This window comes from Dictyoglomus sp. GBS, assembly GCF_055179815.1.
On record NZ_CM143687.1, the window covers coordinates 1,312,922 to 1,332,226 of the forward strand.

A 19,305-nucleotide genomic window follows, 5' to 3' on the forward strand; every position below is an offset into this window, starting at 1 on the left:
TATATATGGTGCGCCCGAGAGGACTTGAACCTCTAACCTACGGATTCGTAGTCCGCCGCTCTATCCTGTTGAGCTACGGGCGCACTCTTCTAGATTGATTATAAAATGTTTTTTTTTAATAAGTCAAGAAAGTTAATGACTCTTATTTATTAGAACAGTGATTGAAGATCTCTTAATAATTCACTTATCTCGTTTTCTAAATCTTTATCTCCTTCAGCAAGACATTTTTTTGCATAATTTTCTACTAACAATACTCCTACTCTCTTTAAGGCAGATCTCACCGCAGCAATTTGAGAAATAATCTCTTTACAGTCCCTATCTTCCTCTATCATTCTTTGAAGTCCTCTAACCTGCCCTTCTATTCTTCTTAAAGCCACAAGATAATCTTTCTTATCCAATGTTTAATTCTCCTCCAATAAATGTTTAATAATACTCCTTGCTGCTATTTTTCCTGCACCCATAGCGTTTATTACCGTAGCTGCACCGCTTGCAATATCTCCTCCTGCATAAACCCTTTCTTTAGATGTTTTTCCTGTTGTTTCATCGATTATTATAGTTCCATGTTTGCTTATAGCTAAACCTGGAGTAGTCATACTTATTAGTGGATTTGGTACGGTTCCTATAGCTACTATTATCATATCTAAAGGGAAAAAGAAGTTTGAATCGGGAACAGGAATTGGTCTTCTCCTCCCACTACTATCTGGTTCTCCCAATATCATTCTTTGAAGTTCTACACCTATTACTCCACCATGTTCATCACCAATAAACTTAACAGGAGCAACTAAGAAATTAAATCTAATTCCTTCTTCCTTTGCATGGATGATCTCTTCATATCTTGCAGGCATCTCTTCCTCAGTACGTCTATATAAGACATGAACTTCTTCTGCACCTAATCTTAGAGCTGTTCTTGCAGCATCCATAGCTACATTTCCTCCTCCTATTACACCCACTCTTTTTCCTATTTTTATCGGTGTGTCATATTCAGGAAATCTGTATGCTTTCATAAGATTGACCCTCGTTAAAAATTCATTAGCAGAATATATACCCACAAGATTTTCCCCAGGTATATTCAAAAACTGAGGAGCACCAGCTCCCGTACCTATGAATACTGCATTGTATTCCTTCAAAAGCTCATCTATGGTTATAGTCCTTCCAACAACTATATTTGTGTAAATATTAACCCCTAAATTTTTAACATATTCTATTTCTGCTCTAACTATTCTTTTAGGAAGTCTAAACTCAGGTATTCCATAAATTAAGACTCCTCCAGGTTCATGGAAAGCTTCAAAGATACTTACATTAATTCCCTTCTTCGCTAAATCTCCTGCTACTGTAAGCCCTGCAGGGCCAGAACCAATTACCGCTACTTTTTTATCATACCTTTTCTCTATTTTGGGAATTTCTATACCTTCTTTTAATTCGAGATCTGCAACAAATCTTTCTAATCTACCAATTGCTACTGGTTCTCCAACTTTTTTTAAAGTACATAGTGCTTCACATTGGTTCTCCTGAGGACATACTCTTCCTGTTGTAGCTGGAAGATTATTAGTCTCCTTAATTTTTTTAATAGCCTCATCATATCTTCTTTCTCTTATAAGTCTAATAAAACTGGGAATATCAATATTTACAGGACATCCTTTTATACAAGGAGCACCCTTACATTGCAAACATCTACTTGCCTCAATTAAAGCTTGCTCCTCAGTATAGCCTAATGCCACCTCATCAAAATTCTTAATCCTTTCTTTTACTGGTTGTTCAGGCATCGAAGTTTTAGTCTTTAGAACTTTCAATTCTATTCGCCTCGCTTTCTTCAAGAATCTTTAGAGCGAGCATCTCTTCTTCCTTATAAGTCTTTAACCTTAATAAAAGTTCGTCAAAATCAACCAAATGCCCATCAAACTCTGGACCATCCACACAGGTAAACTTTATCTCACCACCCACAGTAACTCTACATCCCCCACACATACCAGTACCATCCACCATTATAGGATTAAGACTTACTATAGTTGGCACATTATATGGTCTCGTAACCTCAGAAACTACCTTCATCATAATAGTAGGACCTACAGCCCATATTCTATCTATTTTCCTATTTTCTAATAATTCCTTAAGTACATCAGTAACAAGCCCTTTTCTACCCAAGGTACCATCATCTGTTGTAATATAAGCTTCATCTACTAAATTTTCAATTTCATCTCTATAAATTACATAATCTTTACTTCTTCCACCTATAATACTTATTACATAATTTCCATAAGATTTTAGAGATTTTAATATAGGAAAAAGTGCTGCTATTCCTACTCCTCCTCCCACACCAATTACTACTCCGTATTTATCTATTTCACTTGGTTTGCCCAGGGGGCCAACCACATCAAGTATATATTCACTCCTTTCTAATTTTCCAAGAAGTTTTGTAGTTTTCCCTACTTCTTGAAAAACTATTGTAATACTTCCTTCTTTTTCATCTTTATCTGCTATAGTTAAAGGAATTCTTTCACCTTTCTCATAAACTCTTATTACAACGAATTGCCCTGCTAATGCCTTCTGAGAAATTAAAGAAGCTTTAACTTTAATTAACTTAACTCCTGGAGCTAATATTTTCTTGTCCAATATTTCAAACAAGAATTAACCCCTCCTTTTTTTTGAGAAAAAGTATAGCATCAAAGGATAAACAAGTAAACCCAAATGGGTATATTATGCTTTTGGAGGAGGCGATTCTATAAGAGGAAAATTTTCAAAAAACATAACATTTACATTAATCTCTTCTATCGTTATTTTAAATGATTTGGGTAAGTTGCTATAAGTAAAAAGAAGGATAAAAGAAAATGATTCTTTAGTTTTTAGAATCTTATTTATTGGAATATATATCAAAGAATCACCTAAAAGTTTTCTAAAAATATCATCATTGTTTAATAATTTTTCTTCGCTACGAGAAACATTTTCTAACACAAAAATTGCTTTACTTAAATCTAATTCCCTCGTCCCATTATTGTATATACTTACAAAGAGTGGTAATGTTTTATCATATAAATAATAATCAAATTTAGGATAATTCTTAAGATTAAGAACAGAAACTTTTAGAGGATAATTTATAGCATAACCATAATGAAGGTTAAAAAAATTAAGATTTTTAGCATTAATCCTAACACCTTCAATGTGCAACCTAACCAAGTTTTCCTGAAGCTCTAAATAATTTGCCGTTTGATACAGCTTAGTATAATAATCTACTGCAATATTCCAAGCCACATAACTATTATCAGGATTCTTCCAAAATCTATCTTCTTGGTCTTTTGCTATCTTTAATAATACATCATCATTCTTACCTTCAGATATGGTAAGAAGTCCAAATAGAATCATGATAAAAAGTGGAAAGAGTTTTTTTATAAACATATTTTCTCTTCTGAAAGAATATCAATAAAAATTGGTGGAGCTGGGGGGACTTGAACCCCCGACCTCTTCCGTGCCATGGAAGCGCGCTCCCTCTGCGCTACAGCCCCACCAAGATTTTTCAAATTGGAGGCGGCACCCGGACTCGAACCGGGGAATGGGAGATTTGCAATCTCCTGCCTTAGCCGCTTGGCGATGCCGCCACAAATTCTAAACAATTTTTGGAGCGGGCGACGGGATTTGAACCCGCGACCCTCGGCTTGGGAAGCCGATGCTCTACCTCTGAGCTACACCCGCCTTCCCAAGTATAAAATCAACTCATTTCTTAATAGAGAATAAATTCTTTTTTAAATTTTGTCAAGAATCAATTAAAATAATTATTTTGGTTGACAATAATTTATTTTCTTATTATTATAAGAATTAAAATTATCTTCATCGGGAGGTGTTAAGATGCCAAAGAGAGGTATTAGGGTTCTTTTATTAGTAGTATTTCTTTTAGGCCTATTCCTCTTATCTTCTCAAGCACAAACCGTTAATGTGAATCCAAATGGATGGCTTGACCAAGTAGCCTTCATTCCTGAAAAGGATATGGCAAAGGCTGTAGAAATGATGTCCAAAGGAGATATTGACATATATTTCAACGAAATAAGTGACCCACAACTTTTCAAGAGAGTCAAAGAAGATCCAAATTTAACCTATGGAACATCTTTTGGACTTTATTATGAACTTACCTTTAACCCAGTAGGACCAACCTATAAAGATGGAAGATTAAATCCATTTAGTAATAAGAGAATTAGAGAAGCAATGAACATAGTAGTAGATAGACAATATATAGTGGATGAAATCATGGGAGGACTTGCAGAAGTAAAGCTTTTACCTCTCAATAAAGGTTTTCCAGAATATGAAAGATATAAAGACACTATAGCAGGTTTGGAGAAACTCTATAAATATGATTTTGCAAAAGGCAAAAAGATCATTGATGAAGAAATGAGAAAGATGGGAGCAGAATTAAAAGGTGGAAAATGGTACTATAAAGGAAATCCTGTAGTAATAAAATTTATCATCAGAACTGAGGATAGAAGAAAACAAATAGGAGATTATGTATCAACACAGCTTGAAAAATTAGGATTTACAGTAGAGAGAATGTATAAAACATCAAGAGAAGCATCTCCACTCTGGGTAAGAGGCAATCCTGAAGATGGCCAATGGGATGTCTATACAGGCGGCTGGATAACAACTGTCCTTTCAAGAGATATGGCAGATAACTTCAGATTCTTCTATACACCAGATTCTGAAATGTCCTATTCTCCACTTTGGAGAGCTTATAAACCAGATAAAGAATTTAGAGATATAGCCAACAAACTTGCTCAAAGAACCTTTAAATCTATAGCTGAAAGAAACTACTTAATGAGAAAAGCCTTAGAACTTTGCTTGAAAGATTCAGTAAGAGTCTTTTTGATAGACCAAAAGGCTGCATGGGCAAGAAGAAAGAATATTGATATTGCAGTAGATTACGCAGGTGGAAATTCATCAAGAGCATGGCCATACACATTGAGGATTGTTGGAAAAGAAGGCGGAAGTGTTAAAGCAGGAATGGCTGAAGTAATAATTGACCCATGGAACCCAATAGCTGGATCTAACTGGGTTTATGATACTATTTTCTGGGAAGCAACTTTTGGAAGAAACTGGATCTACCATCCATATACAGGTCTTCCTATACTCTTTGGAATCAAGAGTGCAGATCTTACTGTTACAGCCGATGTTCCTACATTCCCCAATAAAGGCTCAGAAAGCTGGTTGAAATTTAAGAAAGTTAAGATTGTTACTGTCCCAGATGATGCATGGTATGGTTGGGATGTAAAGAAACAAACTATGGTTACTGTAAAAGAAGCTGGTGTAAAAGAAGCTAAAGTAAAAGTAGTAATTAACTATGGAGATGTTATTGGTAAGGATAAATATCATGACGGAACAGTTCAAAGTATTGCAGATTATTTAGTAGACTTTATTGTAGGCTTTGAAAGAGCAAGTAAAGATAGCAAACTTTACGATGAAAGTTTTGTGGACTACTTCAATTCATGGAGAGAAAGTTTTGTGGCTTGGAAAATTGTAAAAGAAAATCCACTTATCATCGAATACTATACTAACTATGCTGAACTCGATGCAGAATTGACAGCTCTCTGGCCAACTACCTCTGTATTATTCCCATGGCATGCCCTTGCAATTGGAATAAGAGCAGAAGAAGAAGGTAAACTTGCCTTCTCTGCTGATAAAGCTGAGTCCCAAAAGGTAGAATGGATGAACTACATTGGCGGACCAAGCTTAGGAGTACTTAAAGAAATGCTTGATAAATCACAAAAAGATAACTACCTACCATTTAAGAATTTCGTAGGAAAATATGTAAAAGAAGGAGAGATCAAAGAAAGATATAACGCTCTTGCTAACTGGTATAATAGATTTAAACATTTCTGGGTAAGTAATGGTCCATACTATCTTGAAAAAGCAGATACTGTTGCCCATACAGTTCTCTTAAAGAATACTAAATTTTTGAAGTAAAATATAGTATAATATAAACCCAGGGGAAAAAATCCCCTGGGTTTTTTTTTTGAACTTTTATAAAAAGGAGGTTGATGAAGATAAAAGAGCTTAAAAAAGTACTTCTATATTTTCTTAAAAGAGCAGTAGCAATTTTTATTACCGTTGCTATCGCTATTTATTTAACAATAGTAATAGCAAATGCAGGTGGATATGTAGATAAAATTGTTGAAGATGAAATAAGAATGAATGTCGCAATGAATTTAAGAAATGATCCCACAGTACGAGGATATACTGATGAACAGAAACAAAAGATCATTGAAAGTAGAGTAAGAAATGAATTAAAAAGAAGAGGCCTTGACCAACCCTTTTTAATAAGAAGTATCTATCATTTGAAGAGAGCATTACTCTTGGACCTGGGTACTGCTACTACCATGACCAGTGATAGTGGATCAATGCTTGTAAAAAACATTATCTTAGAGAGAATTCCTTTATCTGTATTACTTTTTACAACTATTACCCTTTTAGAATTTTTAGTAACTTTATATCTTGGTCTAAAACTTTCAAGAAAATATGGTTCCTTTTTTGATAAATTAATAGTATATTTGTCACCCCTTTCTACCATTCCAGGATGGTTTTATGGAATTTTTCTTATAATGATTTTCTATTCATGGCTTCATATATTACCCCCAGGTGGATTTATGGATTTTCCACCCCCCAACGATATTTTAGGAAAAGTATTAAGTGTTTTAAAGCATATGATTCTTCCTGTTTTTTCATGGCTTTTAAGTTATCTTTTCTTGGGAACATACAGCCAAAGAAACTTTTTCCTCATATATTCCACAGAAGATTATGTAGAAGTTGCTAAGGCTAAAGGACTTCCTGATAAAGTTATTGAAAGAAAATATATATTAAAGCCTGCCCTTCCACCTATAGTGACCTCTTTTGCTTTAGCCCTTATATCTTCATGGATGGGAGCAATAGTTACAGAAAGTATTTTTAACTGGCCAGGATTAGGTATGGTTCTTTCTCGAGCTATAGGATCTTTTGATGCTCCAGTGATAGTAGGAATAACTGTAATATATGCATACCTTTTAGGAGCTACTGTTTTACTCTTAGACTTTATTTATGCTCTAATTGATCCAAGAGTTAGAATATGAGGTGAAAAGTATGGATAATATGGAATTTACATCATCTTATAGTTTAAAAGGAATAATAAAAGAAGTTATTAAGAGTAAGGCTGGTTTATTTTCCCTAATTATATTTTTTATATTAATTGTACTCTCTATGTATGCATATTTGAGCATGCCTTATAATGAGGTTAAGACTTTATGGAATGATAGTCAGGTATGGCTTAAATATCCGAGAAATGCAATACCCTCCTGGTGGGCTTTATTTACAAGGAAAAATCTTCCCAAAAACATAAATCTTAAAGAACCTAAGATTGAGACTATATCAGATAATCCTAAGATTCTTAAATACGAGTATAGTTTTTCTTATTTTTATGATGATTTTCCCAGTGAATTTAATATATTCCTTAAAAGCAGTTATAAAGACACCCCACCAATTTTAAGATTTTATTGGATAAATTCAAAAGGAGATAAAATTTTTCTTTTAGAAAAACAACAAAGATCAGAAACAGATACTTTTTATTTAGCAAATGAATCATCTATTGAAGAAAATTTAACTAAATATATTCAAGACAAGTTGGGATATTATCCTCCTTTTCCTGTAACTACAATGAAAGGACTTTTTATTGAACCTAATGAGAACCAATCTATTGCCAAGGGATCCTATTCTTTTATAATTGAAGTGCAATTTTCAGATAAATCAGATACCATTGAGATAGAACCTATAATATATGGAAAGGTCTATGGTATAGCTGGAACTGACCACTTAAGAAGACCCTTAGAATTAGGAATATTGTGGGGGATGCCTATAGACCTTGCCTTCGGTTTAGGTGCTTCTTTAAGTATTACTATTATTCATCTAATTCTTGCAACAATAAGTGGTTGGTATGGTGGTATTGTGGATAACCTAATTCAAAGACTTACAGAAATATATATGCTTCTTCCATTTCTACCCCTCATGATCATGATTTCTTTATTCTATAAATTAACCATATGGAAACTACTCGTTGTATTAATAATATTAAGTCTTTTTGGGTCAGGTATAAAAACACAAAGAGCTATGGTATTACAAGTCAAAACCTTACCATATATAGAAGCTGCAAGAACTTATGGGGCAAGTAACATGAGAATAGTGTTTTTATATATTATTCCTAAAATCCTACCACCTGTAATTCCTGGTTTAATAATAAGTATACCTTCATATATATTTTTAGAGGCTATCTTATCCTTATTTGGAGTATTAGATCCAACAGAACCAACTCTTGGAAGAATTATTGAAGAGGCATTTCAAAATGGAGCCTTATATAAAGGATTCTACTATTGGGTAATAGAACCATCCATCATAATCATTCTTATGGCTATTTCCTTTGCATTGCTTGGATTTGTAATTGATAAGATAGTAAATCCAAGACTAAAAGAGATATAGGAGTGAAGAAAATGGCAGATGTAGTACTTAAGCTTGATAATTTTTCAGTATCTTATAAAACTCAAAAAGGAAGTTTAGAGGCAGTAAGAAATGTAAGTTTTGAATTAAAAGAGGGGGAAACTTTAGCTATTGTTGGAGAATCAGGTTGTGGAAAGAGTTCTCTTGCAAGAGGTATCCTAAGACTTTTTCCAAGAAATCTGGAAAAAGCAAGTGGAAAAATATATCTTGATGGTGAAGATATTTTATCTTTAAAAGAAGATATTTTCCGTAAAAACGTACTATGGAGTAAAATCTCTATGGTTTTTCAAGGAGCCATGAACTCTCTTAACCCAGTATTAAAAGTCATCTATCAAGTTGCAGAACCATTAATAGTACATATGGGAATGGATAAGAATTCAGCCTTTAATAGAGCAAAAGAGATGCTAAGTTTCGTAGGTATTTCTGAATCCTTCGCAGAAAGATATCCTTTTGAATTATCTGGGGGTATGAAACAAAGAGTTGTTATTGCAATGGCATTAGTTACACATCCTAAGATAGTGATATTAGATGAACCAACATCCGCTTTAGATGTTATTACGCAAGCCAACATTTTAAACTTATTAAAAATTTTGAAAAAAGAACTCAACCTTACATATATTTTTATAACCCACGATATAGCAACTACAAGTGAACTGGCAGATAAAGTAGCAGTAATGTATGCTGGTGAAATTGTAGAATTAAGCCCTTCTGAGAACTTTTATAATTTACCAGCCCATGGTTATACCATGATGCTTCTAAACAGTGTACCAACTTTAAAGACAATAAAAAAGTTAAAGTCTATTCCAGGATCTCCACCAAGTCTTATATCTCCACCAAAAGGATGTAGATTTCATCCAAGATGCCAATATGTTATGGATATATGCAGAGAAAAGGAACCTCCCATGTTTAAAAAAGGTGAAGAACATTATGCTAAATGTTATATAGGTGAGAGCCATGAATAATAATGAAATCTTACTTAGAGTTGAAAATTTAAAGGTTTGGTTTGAAATCAGGAAAACAATAATATCACAGCCTCTATACGTAAAAGCTGTAGATGGGGTAAACTTTGAGTTAAAGAAAGGAGAAACCATATCTTTAGTAGGAGAAAGTGGATCTGGAAAAACTACTCTTGGAAGAACAATTCTGAGGCTTTATGAACCTACTGATGGTAAAATTTTCTTTGAGGATAAAGATATTACAAATTTACCTTTTAAGGAACTAAATTGGTACAGAAGAGAAACAGGATTTGTACAACAAGATCCTTTTGGAGCATTAGCTCCCCATTTTACTGTTTATAGAATCTTAGAAGAGCCTTTAATTATTAATAAGATAGGAACACCAGAATCAAGAAAAGAAATGATTATAAAGGCACTGGAAGAAGTAAAATTAACACCAGTTTCGGATTTTATAAATAAGTATCCCCACATGCTTTCCGGTGGACAAATGCAAAGAGTTGTTATTGCAAGAGCTCTAATTATGAAACCTAAGCTAATAATAGCTGATGAGCCTGTATCTATGTTAGACGCATCTGTAAGAATTGAGATTTTAGATCTTCTAAGAGACATACAAAGGAACCATAATATGAGTTTAATTTATATAACTCATGATCTTGCTACTGTAAGATCATTCTCAGATTGGATTTTCATTATGTATGCTGGAAACTTAGTAGAAAGAGCGAAAACTGACGAATTACTAAATAATCCTTTACATCCATATACAAAAGCCCTTCTTTCAGCTATACCAGATCCAGATCCCACAAATAGGTTTAAACTAAGAGAAGCACCACCTGGAGAACCTCCAAATCTTATAAATCCACCAGAGGGCTGTCGTTTTCATCCAAGATGTTCTTTTGTCATGGAAATATGTAAGAAGGAAGAACCAAAGGAAATTAATATTGCAAAAGATCATTGTGTGAAATGCTGGTTATATAAAGAAGGGTAGGATTAAATCCTACCCTTCTTTTTTTATCAATCTATCTAATATAGTTTTGTAACCATCTGCTCCATAATATAGAAATTTTTTCACTCTACTAATAGTAGCAGAGCTTGCTCCTGTCTCTTTTTCGATCTCTTCATAAGATTTTCCCTCATAAAGCATTTTTGCGACTTTAAGCCTTTGAGATAACTCTTGAATTTCATTAATAGTACATATATCTTCAAGGAATCTTAATACTTCTTCTTCATTTTTTAAAGAAAGAATTGCTTTCACCAAAAATTTTACATCATCAACTACCCACTTAGGCTGATAACTCAATAACATTACCCCCTAACTGAGAAACAACCTCAACAAAATTAGGAAAAGAAATACTAATACTTTCACTTTCTACTATCGTTTCTCCTTCTGCTACTAAACCCGCAATAGCAAATGCCATGGCAATTCTATGATCATTAAAAGTATAAATCTCCGATCCTATAAGTTTAGAAGGACCATATACTACAAATCCTCCATCAATTTCTTCTGCCTTACCCCCCATTTTATTTATTCCATTAACTATAGCTTTTATTCTATCAGATTCTTTCACCTTCAGTTCTTCCACATCCTTAAAAACACTTTTACCTTTTGCCTGTGTTGCAATAATAGCCAAAATCGGGACTTCATCAATAAGCCTTGGTACAATGTCCCCCATAACTTCTATTGGTTCTATCTCTGAAAATTCCACTTTGATATCACCAACAGGTTCTTTTCCAGCCTCCCATTCCTTTAATATTTCAATTTTTGCTCCTGATTTTTTTAATACCTCCAACATACCTATCCGCGTTTGATTTAATCCTACACGTTTAATAACTATACTCGATCCTTCAGAGATTAGCCCTGCTCCAATCAAAAATGCAGCAGAAGATATGTCCCCTGGAATATAAAAATCCTTTGCCTCATAACCCTCTATTTTGTGAGTCTTTAGTGTCAAACCGTCTCTTTCCAATGGTAATCCTAAATATTCAAATATTCTTTCTGTATGATCTCTTGATAATGCAGGTTCAGTAACCCATGTCTCACCTTCAGCCAATAAACCAGCTATAAGAAGAGCTGATTTGACCTGAGCACTTGCTACTTTTAATATATGTTTGAAACCTTTAAGTTGGTTACCTTTTATAGCTAATGGGGGATTATTGTTATCATTTCTTCCCCAGATCATTGCACCCATATTTACCAATGGATCTATAACTCTTCTCATCGGTCTCCTTCTTAGAGAATTATCCCCTGTTATAACTGAAAACATGTTTGGTATACTGCTCAAAAGTCCCGTAAGAAGCCTAATTGTAGTTCCAGAATTACCTGCATCTAAAACATCCTCTGGCTCTTTAAAACCTTTAATTCCTACTCCTTTCACTTTTATTACTTTTCCAATAATCTCTATGTTTACTCCTAAGCTTTTCAAACAATTCAATGTGGAAAGACAATCTTGAGAAAACAAAAAATTTTCTATCTTAGCTTCTCCCTCTGATAGAGCAGAAAAAATTAAAGCTCTATGGGAAATAGATTTATCTCCTGGTACTAAAATCTCTCCTCTTAAAGATACACTCTTCTTAATAACAATTTTTTTCATATTTTACCCCTCAATTTTCATTCTTTTTTCTCTTGCTCTTCTAAATATTTCTTCTATTTTTTCGAAATTTTTATCCCTTAAATAGTTAATAAAAAAATCTATATTATTTTTAAACTCACAAAATACATTCAATATTTCATCATAGTTTTCCTTTATAATATCCATCCAAAGTTTAGTATCACTCTTTGCTATTCTTGTTGTATCCTTAAATCCTGTTCCAAAAAAATTAGTTGAATTTCTTATTGACGTATAAGCCAACAAATAAGCAACAATCTGTGGTAAATGACTTGAGTATGCAAGAATCCTATCATGTTCATATGGATCAATCAAAACTGGTAAGGCTCCTATATTTTCGATAAAATTCATCAAAGTCTCTATTTTATCTTTTTCTACCCCCTTAGCAGGGGAAAGAAAATAAATCTTGCCCTTGAATAAATCAGAAATAGCCCCATATGCTCCTGAAATCTCTCTTCCTGCTAAGGGATGTCCCCCTATAAAAACTTTACATAATAATTTATCATTATTTACAAAAGTCATAATTTTTCCCTTAGTACTACTGGTATCACTTATGATACTTCTTTCTGGTATATAATTCTTAAGCTCTAAAAGCACATCCCTAACCCCTGAAGGATATACTGATATAAATATTATATCCGTATTATATATTTCTTTTTCAATTTCAGATATATCGATAGAGATATGGCTAAAAATGTCTTTATCCTTCAGAAAATTTAATGTATCACGATTTGTATCAATTCCCCATATCTCTATATCTCTATTTTCTTTTTTAATTGCCATTGCTATAGATGTACCAATTAATCCTAATCCTATTATTCCTATCTTCATAATCTTCTACCTATAGCATTAGCTATGCTTTTTAATTCATCCATAAGTCTTCTGAAATCAGAGAAGGTTAAAGATTGAGGACCGTCTGAAAGAGCTCTTTCTGGATGCGGATGAACTTCAATTATTAATCCATCAGCTCCTGCAGCTATAGCTGCCTTTGCCATACTTGGAACATATCTAAAGTTTCCAGTCCCATGACTTGGATCTACAAATACAGGAAGATGGGTTTTATACTTTAAAGCTGGCACAATAGTTAAATCTAAAGTATTTCTTGAATAATCCGAAAAGGTTCTAATTCCTCTCTCGCATAAGATAACCTCCGAATTTCCACCTACCATTATATATTCAGCTGCAAAAAGAAATTCTTCTAAAGTAGCAGAAATACCTCTTTTTAATAGAACAGGTTTTCTTAATTTACCCACTTCTTTAAGTAAGGTAAAATTCTGCATATTTCTAGCACCTATCTGAATTATATCTGCGTACTCTGCTACTATTTCTAAATCTCTTGGATCCATTACTTCTGTTATTACTGGCAATCCATATTTTTGCTTTGCTTCATAAAGTAGCTTTAATCCTTCTATTCCAAGACCCTGGAAACTATAAGGAGATGTGCGAGGCTTAAAAGCACCTCCTCTTAAAACCTTAGCTCCTACACCTTTTACAAATTCTGCAATCTCAAATAGCTGTTCTTTGCTTTCCACGGCACAAGGACCTGCCATAATTACTATTTGATCATTTCCTATTTCCACATCAGGAGAAATTCTTATTTTTGTTCCTGAAGGATTAAATTCTCTTGTCACTAATTTATATGGAGATAATATAGGAATTACCTGCTCAACAAATGGTAATGAACTTATCTGTTCCATTATCAAAATTTTCTCTTCCATTCTCTTCTCCCCTATCGCACCAATAACAACTCTATTTTCACCTCTTGAAATGTGGGCACCATAATTAAATTCTTTTAATTTTTCAACAACTCTTTGGATATCTTCATCAGAAGCTTCTGCTTTTAATACAATTATCATTTTATTACCTTTCCTCCTTTAACAAGATTATAATTTAATATAAAAAAGATAAGTTCTTAAACTCATAAAACTCAGATTCCATAACTATCACCCTCTTTCATAACCCTTAGTATATCTTCTTCTTTTAAATAATCTATGATCTTTACCTCTCCGATCTTTTCAGGTAATATAAATCTTAATTTGCCTTTGAAAGCTTTCTTATCTCGCTGTATAAATGGAATAAGTTCTTCAAATTTATAGGGGTTATTCACTACAAACCCAAAATTTAATAAAAGTCTTTTTAACCTTTCATACACTGAGAAATCACACATCTTCAGTTTATACGCCAACTGGGTTGCTAATATCATACCAATAGCTACTGCTTCTCCATGCAAATACTTTTTATATTTACTTTTTGCCTCAATTGCATGGCCAAATGTATGTCCAAAGTTTAAGATCATTCTTAAAGATGATTCTTTTTCGTCCCTTTCAACCACGTATTTTTTACATTCAAGACTTTTCTTTATAATCCATATTAATTTTTCTTTATTTCGATTTTTAATATCTAAATAATTTCTCTCCAAATATTCAAAAAGCTCATAATCCATAACTAATCCATATTTAACAATCTCTGCTATACCACTTATATATTCCCTTTGTGGAAGGGTTTCTAAGGTTTTAACATCAATAACAACAGCTCTTGGATGATAGAAGGTACCCACTAAATTCTTTCCTTCTGGTATATTTATCCCTGTCTTCCCTCCTATGGAGCTGTCAACTTGTGCAAGTAAAGTAGTAGGTATTTGTATATAATCAATACCTCTCATATAAATGGAAGATACAAATCCTGTTAAATCCCCAATAACACCACCACCAAAAGCTAATAAAACACTCTTTCTGTCAGCACCTAAATTAGCCATATTTCTAACAATTCTAATTACTTCTTTAAAGGATTTACTTTTTTCTCCTTCAGGAACAAATATATATGAATCTTCCTTTATATTTACGAAATCATTTTTGTAATAATTAATTAAAAATTTATGAGATATAACAAAATATGAGGAGTATGGCAAAATTAATTCATTAATCTTTTCCTTTAATATATCATCACCAATATATATTGGATATTCTCTTTTATCTGGCAAATAAATCCTTAACTCTTCCATCCCAACCTCTTATATACATAATTTTTATAATTTTCATAAGACAATTTAATCTCCTCTATATGATCTCCAGAAAATTTCTTAAGGAGTTCATCTGCAATTATCCAAGCCATCATTGCTTCACCTACAACTCCTGCAGATGTAACTACACAAACATCACTTCTTTCATAGTATCCTTCCGTTATCCTCTTTTCTTTTATATCAAAAGTTTTTAATGGTTTTCTCAAAGTTGGTATTGGTTTTACTGCAGCTCTAATCATTATTATTTCTCCGTTTGACATACCACCTTCTATTCCCCCTGCATAATTTGTTTTTCTCAACTTTGTACTTTCATTAATAAATTCATCATGAACTCTAGAACCCTTTTCTCTACTTGATAAAAAGGCCTCTCCAATTTCTACTCCCTTCACTGAGGGAATGCTCATAACTGCATATGCCAACAATGCATCAAGTCTTCTATCCCAATGAACATGACTTCCTATCCCAATAGGGACATTTTTTGCAAGTAAAATAAATCTTCCACCAAGAGTATCTCCCGTTTCCTTTGCTTCATCTATTAACTTTCTTGCTTGTTCTTCTAATTCATCGTCAATCATTCTAAGCTCTGAGTTTTCTACTTTATTTTTAATATAATCCCAAGAAAAGTTATTAATATCAAATCTACTTTCAATATTACCTATCCCTTCAACAAAACTTATTATATCTATATCAAATTCTCTCAATATACATTTAGCTACAGCTCCTACTGCAACCCTTGCAGATGTTTCCCTTGCACTTGCCCTTTCTAAAATATTCCTTATATCATCAAAATGATACTTTACAACTCCAGCAAAATCGGCATGGCCTGCCCTTGGTTTTGTTACAGGAACATAATCGTAAATTTCTTCAGGATCCATAACATTTTTCCAATTTTCCCAGTCCTTATTCTTTATTAAAAACCCTATAGGTGACCCTAAGGTATATCCACCTCTTATTCCTGAAATGATTTCCACCATATCTTTTTCGATTTCCATCCTCTTTCCTCTTCCATATCCTTTTTGCCTTCTATGAAGCTCCTTATCTATATCTTCTTTGTTTATCTTAATCCCTGCAGGAACTCCTTCTATTATTACTAATAAACCCTTTCCGTGAGACTCACCAGCTGTTAAGAAGCGCATATTATTTTTTCTGCCTCCTCCCTCATAATATTCACAGGTCCCATAAATCCAAACCATCTCTCCCAAGAAAATGCCGCCTGATATATGAGCATATCAAGACCATTTTTATAAGGAATATTATTTTCTTTTGCCATCATCAAAAGAGGCGTCAAAGGTGGGTTATATATAAGATCATAAACAAAAACAGCCTTATCTAAAGATGAATCCCAAGGATTACTCTTACTATCAAGTCCTAATGATGTAGTATTTATAAGTACAAATTTATCTTTAACTTTCTCCTTCTCTTCCCAAGGTAATAATTTAATAGCAATGCCCTTATTATTCCATATTTCTTCTGCTAATTTTTCTGCCCTTTCATAAGTTCTATTTGTTAAAAAAATCTCCCTTACTCCATACTCAACTAATGCATATAAAACTGCTCTACATGCTCCTCCTGCTCCTAATACTAAATAAATTATGTCCTGAGGAAGATTTAATTCCCTTAATGTATATAAAAAACCTGGTAAATCTGTATTATCACCCAACCAACAATTTCTTTTATCTCTATAGATAGTATTCACTGCCCCTAGCATTTTGGATGTGGGTGAAAGATCATCTAAGAATTCTATAACCTTCTCTTTGAAAGGTACAGTTACATTAAGTCCCCAAATAGGTAAATACTTTAATCCTAAAAATGCTTGGTTAAAATTCTCGGGTAAAATGGGTATATTTAAGTAAATAGCATCAATACCTGATGCCTGAAAAGAGGCATTGTGTATATAAAAAGATATAGAATGCCCTAATGGGTATCCAATAAGTCCTAATAATCTTGTCGATGAGGAAATCAAAGAAAATAATTCACCCCTCTTTCCACTATTTTCTCCCCTTTGAGCTTTTTAGTTAAAGGATAATTTACCAAAAAAAGCGTATTTTGTCAAACAGAAAGGATTTTACTTAGAAATTCAATGGTTCTCTCCTCCTTAGGGTTTTCAAAAAATTCCTTAGGATTACCTTCTTCTACTATCTGTCCTTGATCTAAAAATATAACTCGATGAGCCACATCCCTAGCAAAACCCATTTCATGAGTAGCAATCATCATAGTCATGCCACCATAAGCAAGTTCCCTTATTACATCTAAAACCTCTTTTGTCATTTCAGGATCTATAGCAGAAGTTGGTTCATCAAAAAGCATTACTTCTGGTTCCATGGCTAATGCTCTAGCAATTGCTATTCTTTGCTGTTGCCCCCCAGAAAGTTGAGATGGATAACTATTAGCTTTATCCTGAAGCCCTACTCTTTTCAAGAGTTCATATGCCTTCTCTTTAGCTATTTTAGGATCTATCTTTTTAACTTTTATTGGAGCTAAAGTTATATTTTCAAGAGCTGTAAGATGAGGGAACAAATTAAATAATTGAAAAACCATACCTACTCTTTGTCTTATTTTATTTATATCTACCTTAGGATCCGTGATTTTTACTCCATCTATATATATTTCTCCTTCAGTAGGTTCTTCCAACCTATTTATACATCTTAAAAGTGTGCTTTTACCTCCTCCACTTGGACCAATAATAACTAAAACTTCTCCTTTTTTTACTTCGAGATTTACGCCCTTTAATACATGAAGATTTTTAAATTTCTTATGAAGATTTACAACTTTAATCACCTTTTTTCAACCTCTTTTCCATCCACATTGATAAACGGGTTAAAGGTAAAGTCATAAGAAGATAAATAAGCGTAACTCCTAAAAAGGGACTAAAAACATTTGCTTTCCAAGCAACTATCTCTCTACCAGCCCTTAAAAGCTCAGTAACAGCTAAAGTAGAAGCTAATGAACTTTCCTTTAACATAGAAACAAATTCATTCGTCAAAGGAGGAAGAATTCTTTTAAAAGCTTGCGGCAAAATTACATATCTCATGGCTTGAAAATAGGACATACCTAAGGATCTCGCAGCTTCCATTTGTCCTTTCTCTATAGATTGAATTCCCCCTCTAAAAATTTCTCCTGTATATGCAGCACTATTAATCGATAGACCGACAATAGCAGCAGTAATAGCTCCTAAATTTATACCAAAGGACGGTAAAGCATAATATATGATAAGAAGTTGCATTAATAAGGGTGTACCCCTTATAACTTCTACATATAATGTGGCTGGTATCCTAAAAATATATTTTTTTGAAATTCTTGCAAGCCCAATAAATAACCCCAAAACTACACCAATACCTACAGATATAATCGAGAGGCGCAAAGTCACTAATGCGCCTCTCAATAGATATGGGATACTTTCTATGAAGATATTTATATTAAAATCCAAAATATCACCTCTACTCTATTGGCTCTGTACCAAACCACTTTTTATATATTTCTTTATATTTACCAGTTTTCTTTAAATTAACTAAAATTTCGTTTATTTTCTTCAAAAGATCAGTATCTTCTTTCCTCACAGCAATACCATACTGTTCCTTAGTAAATGGTTTTCCTACACATTTTAACTTTGGGTTATTCTTTGAATAATAAAGGGATACAGGAAGATCATTTATAACTGCGTCAAGTCTTCCAAGTTCAAGATCCATAAATGCTTCTGGAATTGTTTCATAGCTCCTTATCTCTTTAATCCCTACCTGATCCTTTAACTTTTTAGCACTTATTTCTCCTGTAGTACCTAACTGTACTCCAACTATTTTACCCTTTAAATCCTTCTCACTTCTTATATCTTTATTATCACTCCTTACAACTATAATTTGTCCTGAATCATAATAAGGGATAGAAAAGGATATTTCTTTTTTTCTTTCCTCTGTAATTGTCATTGCAGAAATAATCATATCAAACTTCTTCGCTTTTAATGCAGCTATTATTCCATCAAAAGAAGTATTTATAACTTGTAATCTCACTCCTAAGGCTTTTGCAATTTCATTAGCTATATCTATATCAAAACCTACAGGCTTATCACCTTCCATAAACTCGAAAGGTGCATAAGCCACATCACTACCAACTTTAAGAATACCTGCTTTCTTAATCCTCTCTAAAGCAGAAGCTCCAAATGTTGGTAAACTTAAAACAAATATTAATAGGAATAATATTAACCATAGTTTTCGCATAAATTTTCCTCCTTTTTGAAATT

At 33.1% G+C, this 19,305-nt stretch carries 19 protein-coding genes and 4 tRNA genes; 5 read left to right on the top strand and 18 right to left on the bottom strand.

The features are described 5' to 3' along the window. Nucleotides 1-6: 6 nt before the first annotated feature. The 8 genes from ACY3IT_RS06535 to ACY3IT_RS06570 all read right to left on the bottom strand — a co-directional run bounded on the left by ACY3IT_RS06535 (nucleotide 7) and on the right by ACY3IT_RS06570 (nucleotide 3,684). Nucleotides 7-83, bottom strand: a tRNA-Arg gene (locus ACY3IT_RS06535). A gap of 66 nt (nucleotides 84-149) precedes the next feature. Continuing rightward, a complete protein-coding gene (locus ACY3IT_RS06540) occupies nucleotides 150-398 on the bottom strand; it encodes a metal-sensitive transcriptional regulator (protein ID WP_463082157.1) in 249 nt (82 codons plus the stop codon). Between the two features lie 3 nt (nucleotides 399-401). Further along, the gene (gene gltA, locus ACY3IT_RS06545) at nucleotides 402-1,796 is read right to left on the bottom strand and encodes an NADPH-dependent glutamate synthase (protein WP_463083635.1); all 1,395 of its coding nucleotides are present in this window, start codon (nucleotides 1,794-1,796) and stop codon (nucleotides 402-404) included. Beyond that, entirely contained in the window at nucleotides 1,771-2,622 is an 852-nt protein-coding gene (locus ACY3IT_RS06550) for a sulfide/dihydroorotate dehydrogenase-like FAD/NAD-binding protein (RefSeq protein ID WP_463082158.1), read from the bottom strand. Before ACY3IT_RS06550 ends, gltA begins: the two co-directional genes overlap by 26 nt. A 72-nt stretch (nucleotides 2,623-2,694) precedes the next feature. After that, entirely contained in the window at nucleotides 2,695-3,390 is a 696-nt protein-coding gene (locus tag ACY3IT_RS06555) for a hypothetical protein (RefSeq protein WP_463082159.1), read from the bottom strand. Between the two features lie 32 nt (nucleotides 3,391-3,422). Further along, nucleotides 3,423-3,497 (bottom strand) — tRNA-Ala (locus tag ACY3IT_RS06560). A 17-nt stretch (nucleotides 3,498-3,514) separates the two neighbouring features. Continuing rightward, nucleotides 3,515-3,590 (bottom strand) — tRNA-Cys (locus ACY3IT_RS06565). Between the two features lie 19 nt (nucleotides 3,591-3,609). Continuing rightward, nucleotides 3,610-3,684 (bottom strand) — tRNA-Gly (locus ACY3IT_RS06570). Nucleotides 3,685-3,837: 153 nt separating this feature from the next. Between ACY3IT_RS06570 and ACY3IT_RS06575 the strand changes: the two genes are divergently transcribed. The 5 genes from ACY3IT_RS06575 to ACY3IT_RS06595 all read left to right on the top strand — a co-directional run bounded on the left by ACY3IT_RS06575 (nucleotide 3,838) and on the right by ACY3IT_RS06595 (nucleotide 10,434). Then, entirely contained in the window at nucleotides 3,838-5,940 is a 2,103-nt protein-coding gene (locus ACY3IT_RS06575) for an ABC transporter substrate-binding protein (RefSeq protein WP_463082160.1), read from the top strand. A 74-nt stretch (nucleotides 5,941-6,014) separates the two neighbouring features. After that, nucleotides 6,015-7,079 (top strand): ABC transporter permease, encoded by a 1,065-nt coding sequence (locus tag ACY3IT_RS06580; RefSeq protein ID WP_463082161.1) that lies wholly within the window; start codon nucleotides 6,015-6,017, stop codon nucleotides 7,077-7,079. A gap of 10 nt (nucleotides 7,080-7,089) precedes the next feature. After that, nucleotides 7,090-8,475 (top strand): ABC transporter permease, encoded by a 1,386-nt coding sequence (locus tag ACY3IT_RS06585; protein WP_463082162.1) that lies wholly within the window; start codon nucleotides 7,090-7,092, stop codon nucleotides 8,473-8,475. Nucleotides 8,476-8,486: 11 nt separating this feature from the next. Next, complete coding sequence (locus tag ACY3IT_RS06590) at nucleotides 8,487-9,455, top strand: ABC transporter ATP-binding protein (protein ID WP_463082163.1); 969 nt, start codon at nucleotides 8,487-8,489, stop codon at nucleotides 9,453-9,455. Then, nucleotides 9,448-10,434: an ABC transporter ATP-binding protein gene (locus ACY3IT_RS06595; RefSeq protein ID WP_463082164.1), complete on the top strand. Its 987-nt coding sequence runs from the start codon at nucleotides 9,448-9,450 to the stop codon at nucleotides 10,432-10,434. Before ACY3IT_RS06590 ends, ACY3IT_RS06595 begins: the two co-directional genes overlap by 8 nt. Nucleotides 10,435-10,443: 9 nt before the next feature. Here ACY3IT_RS06595 and ACY3IT_RS06600 read toward each other — a convergent pair whose 3' ends face one another. The 10 genes from ACY3IT_RS06600 to ACY3IT_RS06645 form a co-directional block, all read right to left on the bottom strand. After that, nucleotides 10,444-10,752: a YerC/YecD family TrpR-related protein gene (locus ACY3IT_RS06600; RefSeq protein ID WP_463082165.1), complete on the bottom strand. Its 309-nt coding sequence runs from the start codon at nucleotides 10,750-10,752 to the stop codon at nucleotides 10,444-10,446. Continuing rightward, complete coding sequence (gene aroA / locus ACY3IT_RS06605) at nucleotides 10,730-12,037, bottom strand: 3-phosphoshikimate 1-carboxyvinyltransferase (RefSeq protein WP_463082166.1); 1,308 nt, start codon at nucleotides 12,035-12,037, stop codon at nucleotides 10,730-10,732. The genes ACY3IT_RS06600 and aroA overlap by 23 nt, the downstream gene beginning before the upstream one ends. 3 nt (nucleotides 12,038-12,040) lie before the next feature. Continuing rightward, on the bottom strand, nucleotides 12,041-12,883 hold the full coding sequence (locus ACY3IT_RS06610; protein ID WP_463082167.1) for a prephenate dehydrogenase: 843 nt from the start codon (nucleotides 12,881-12,883) through the stop codon (nucleotides 12,041-12,043). Next, complete coding sequence (gene aroF / locus ACY3IT_RS06615) at nucleotides 12,880-13,908, bottom strand: 3-deoxy-7-phosphoheptulonate synthase (protein WP_463082168.1); 1,029 nt, start codon at nucleotides 13,906-13,908, stop codon at nucleotides 12,880-12,882. Before aroF ends, ACY3IT_RS06610 begins: the two co-directional genes overlap by 4 nt. A gap of 71 nt (nucleotides 13,909-13,979) precedes the next feature. Next, complete coding sequence (gene aroB, locus ACY3IT_RS06620; RefSeq protein WP_463082169.1) at nucleotides 13,980-15,053, bottom strand: 3-dehydroquinate synthase; 1,074 nt, start codon at nucleotides 15,051-15,053, stop codon at nucleotides 13,980-13,982. Then, complete coding sequence (aroC, locus tag ACY3IT_RS06625; RefSeq protein WP_463082170.1) at nucleotides 15,041-16,207, bottom strand: chorismate synthase; 1,167 nt, start codon at nucleotides 16,205-16,207, stop codon at nucleotides 15,041-15,043. The genes aroB and aroC overlap by 13 nt, the downstream gene beginning before the upstream one ends. Beyond that, nucleotides 16,195-17,034, bottom strand: coding sequence for a shikimate dehydrogenase (gene aroE, locus ACY3IT_RS06630; RefSeq protein ID WP_463082171.1), 840 nt, complete (start codon nucleotides 17,032-17,034; stop codon nucleotides 16,195-16,197). The genes aroC and aroE overlap by 13 nt, the downstream gene beginning before the upstream one ends. Nucleotides 17,035-17,120: 86 nt before the next feature. Further along, nucleotides 17,121-17,849 (bottom strand): amino acid ABC transporter ATP-binding protein, encoded by a 729-nt coding sequence (locus tag ACY3IT_RS06635; RefSeq protein ID WP_463082172.1) that lies wholly within the window; start codon nucleotides 17,847-17,849, stop codon nucleotides 17,121-17,123. Further along, nucleotides 17,842-18,498 carry an amino acid ABC transporter permease gene (locus ACY3IT_RS06640; RefSeq protein WP_463082173.1) on the bottom strand — a complete coding sequence of 219 codons (657 nt, stop codon included), beginning with the start codon at nucleotides 18,496-18,498 and terminating at the stop codon, nucleotides 17,842-17,844. The genes ACY3IT_RS06635 and ACY3IT_RS06640 overlap by 8 nt, the downstream gene beginning before the upstream one ends. Before the next feature lie 10 nt (nucleotides 18,499-18,508). Further along, nucleotides 18,509-19,282 (bottom strand): basic amino acid ABC transporter substrate-binding protein, encoded by a 774-nt coding sequence (locus ACY3IT_RS06645; protein WP_463082174.1) that lies wholly within the window; start codon nucleotides 19,280-19,282, stop codon nucleotides 18,509-18,511. Nucleotides 19,283-19,305 lie beyond the last annotated feature (23 nt).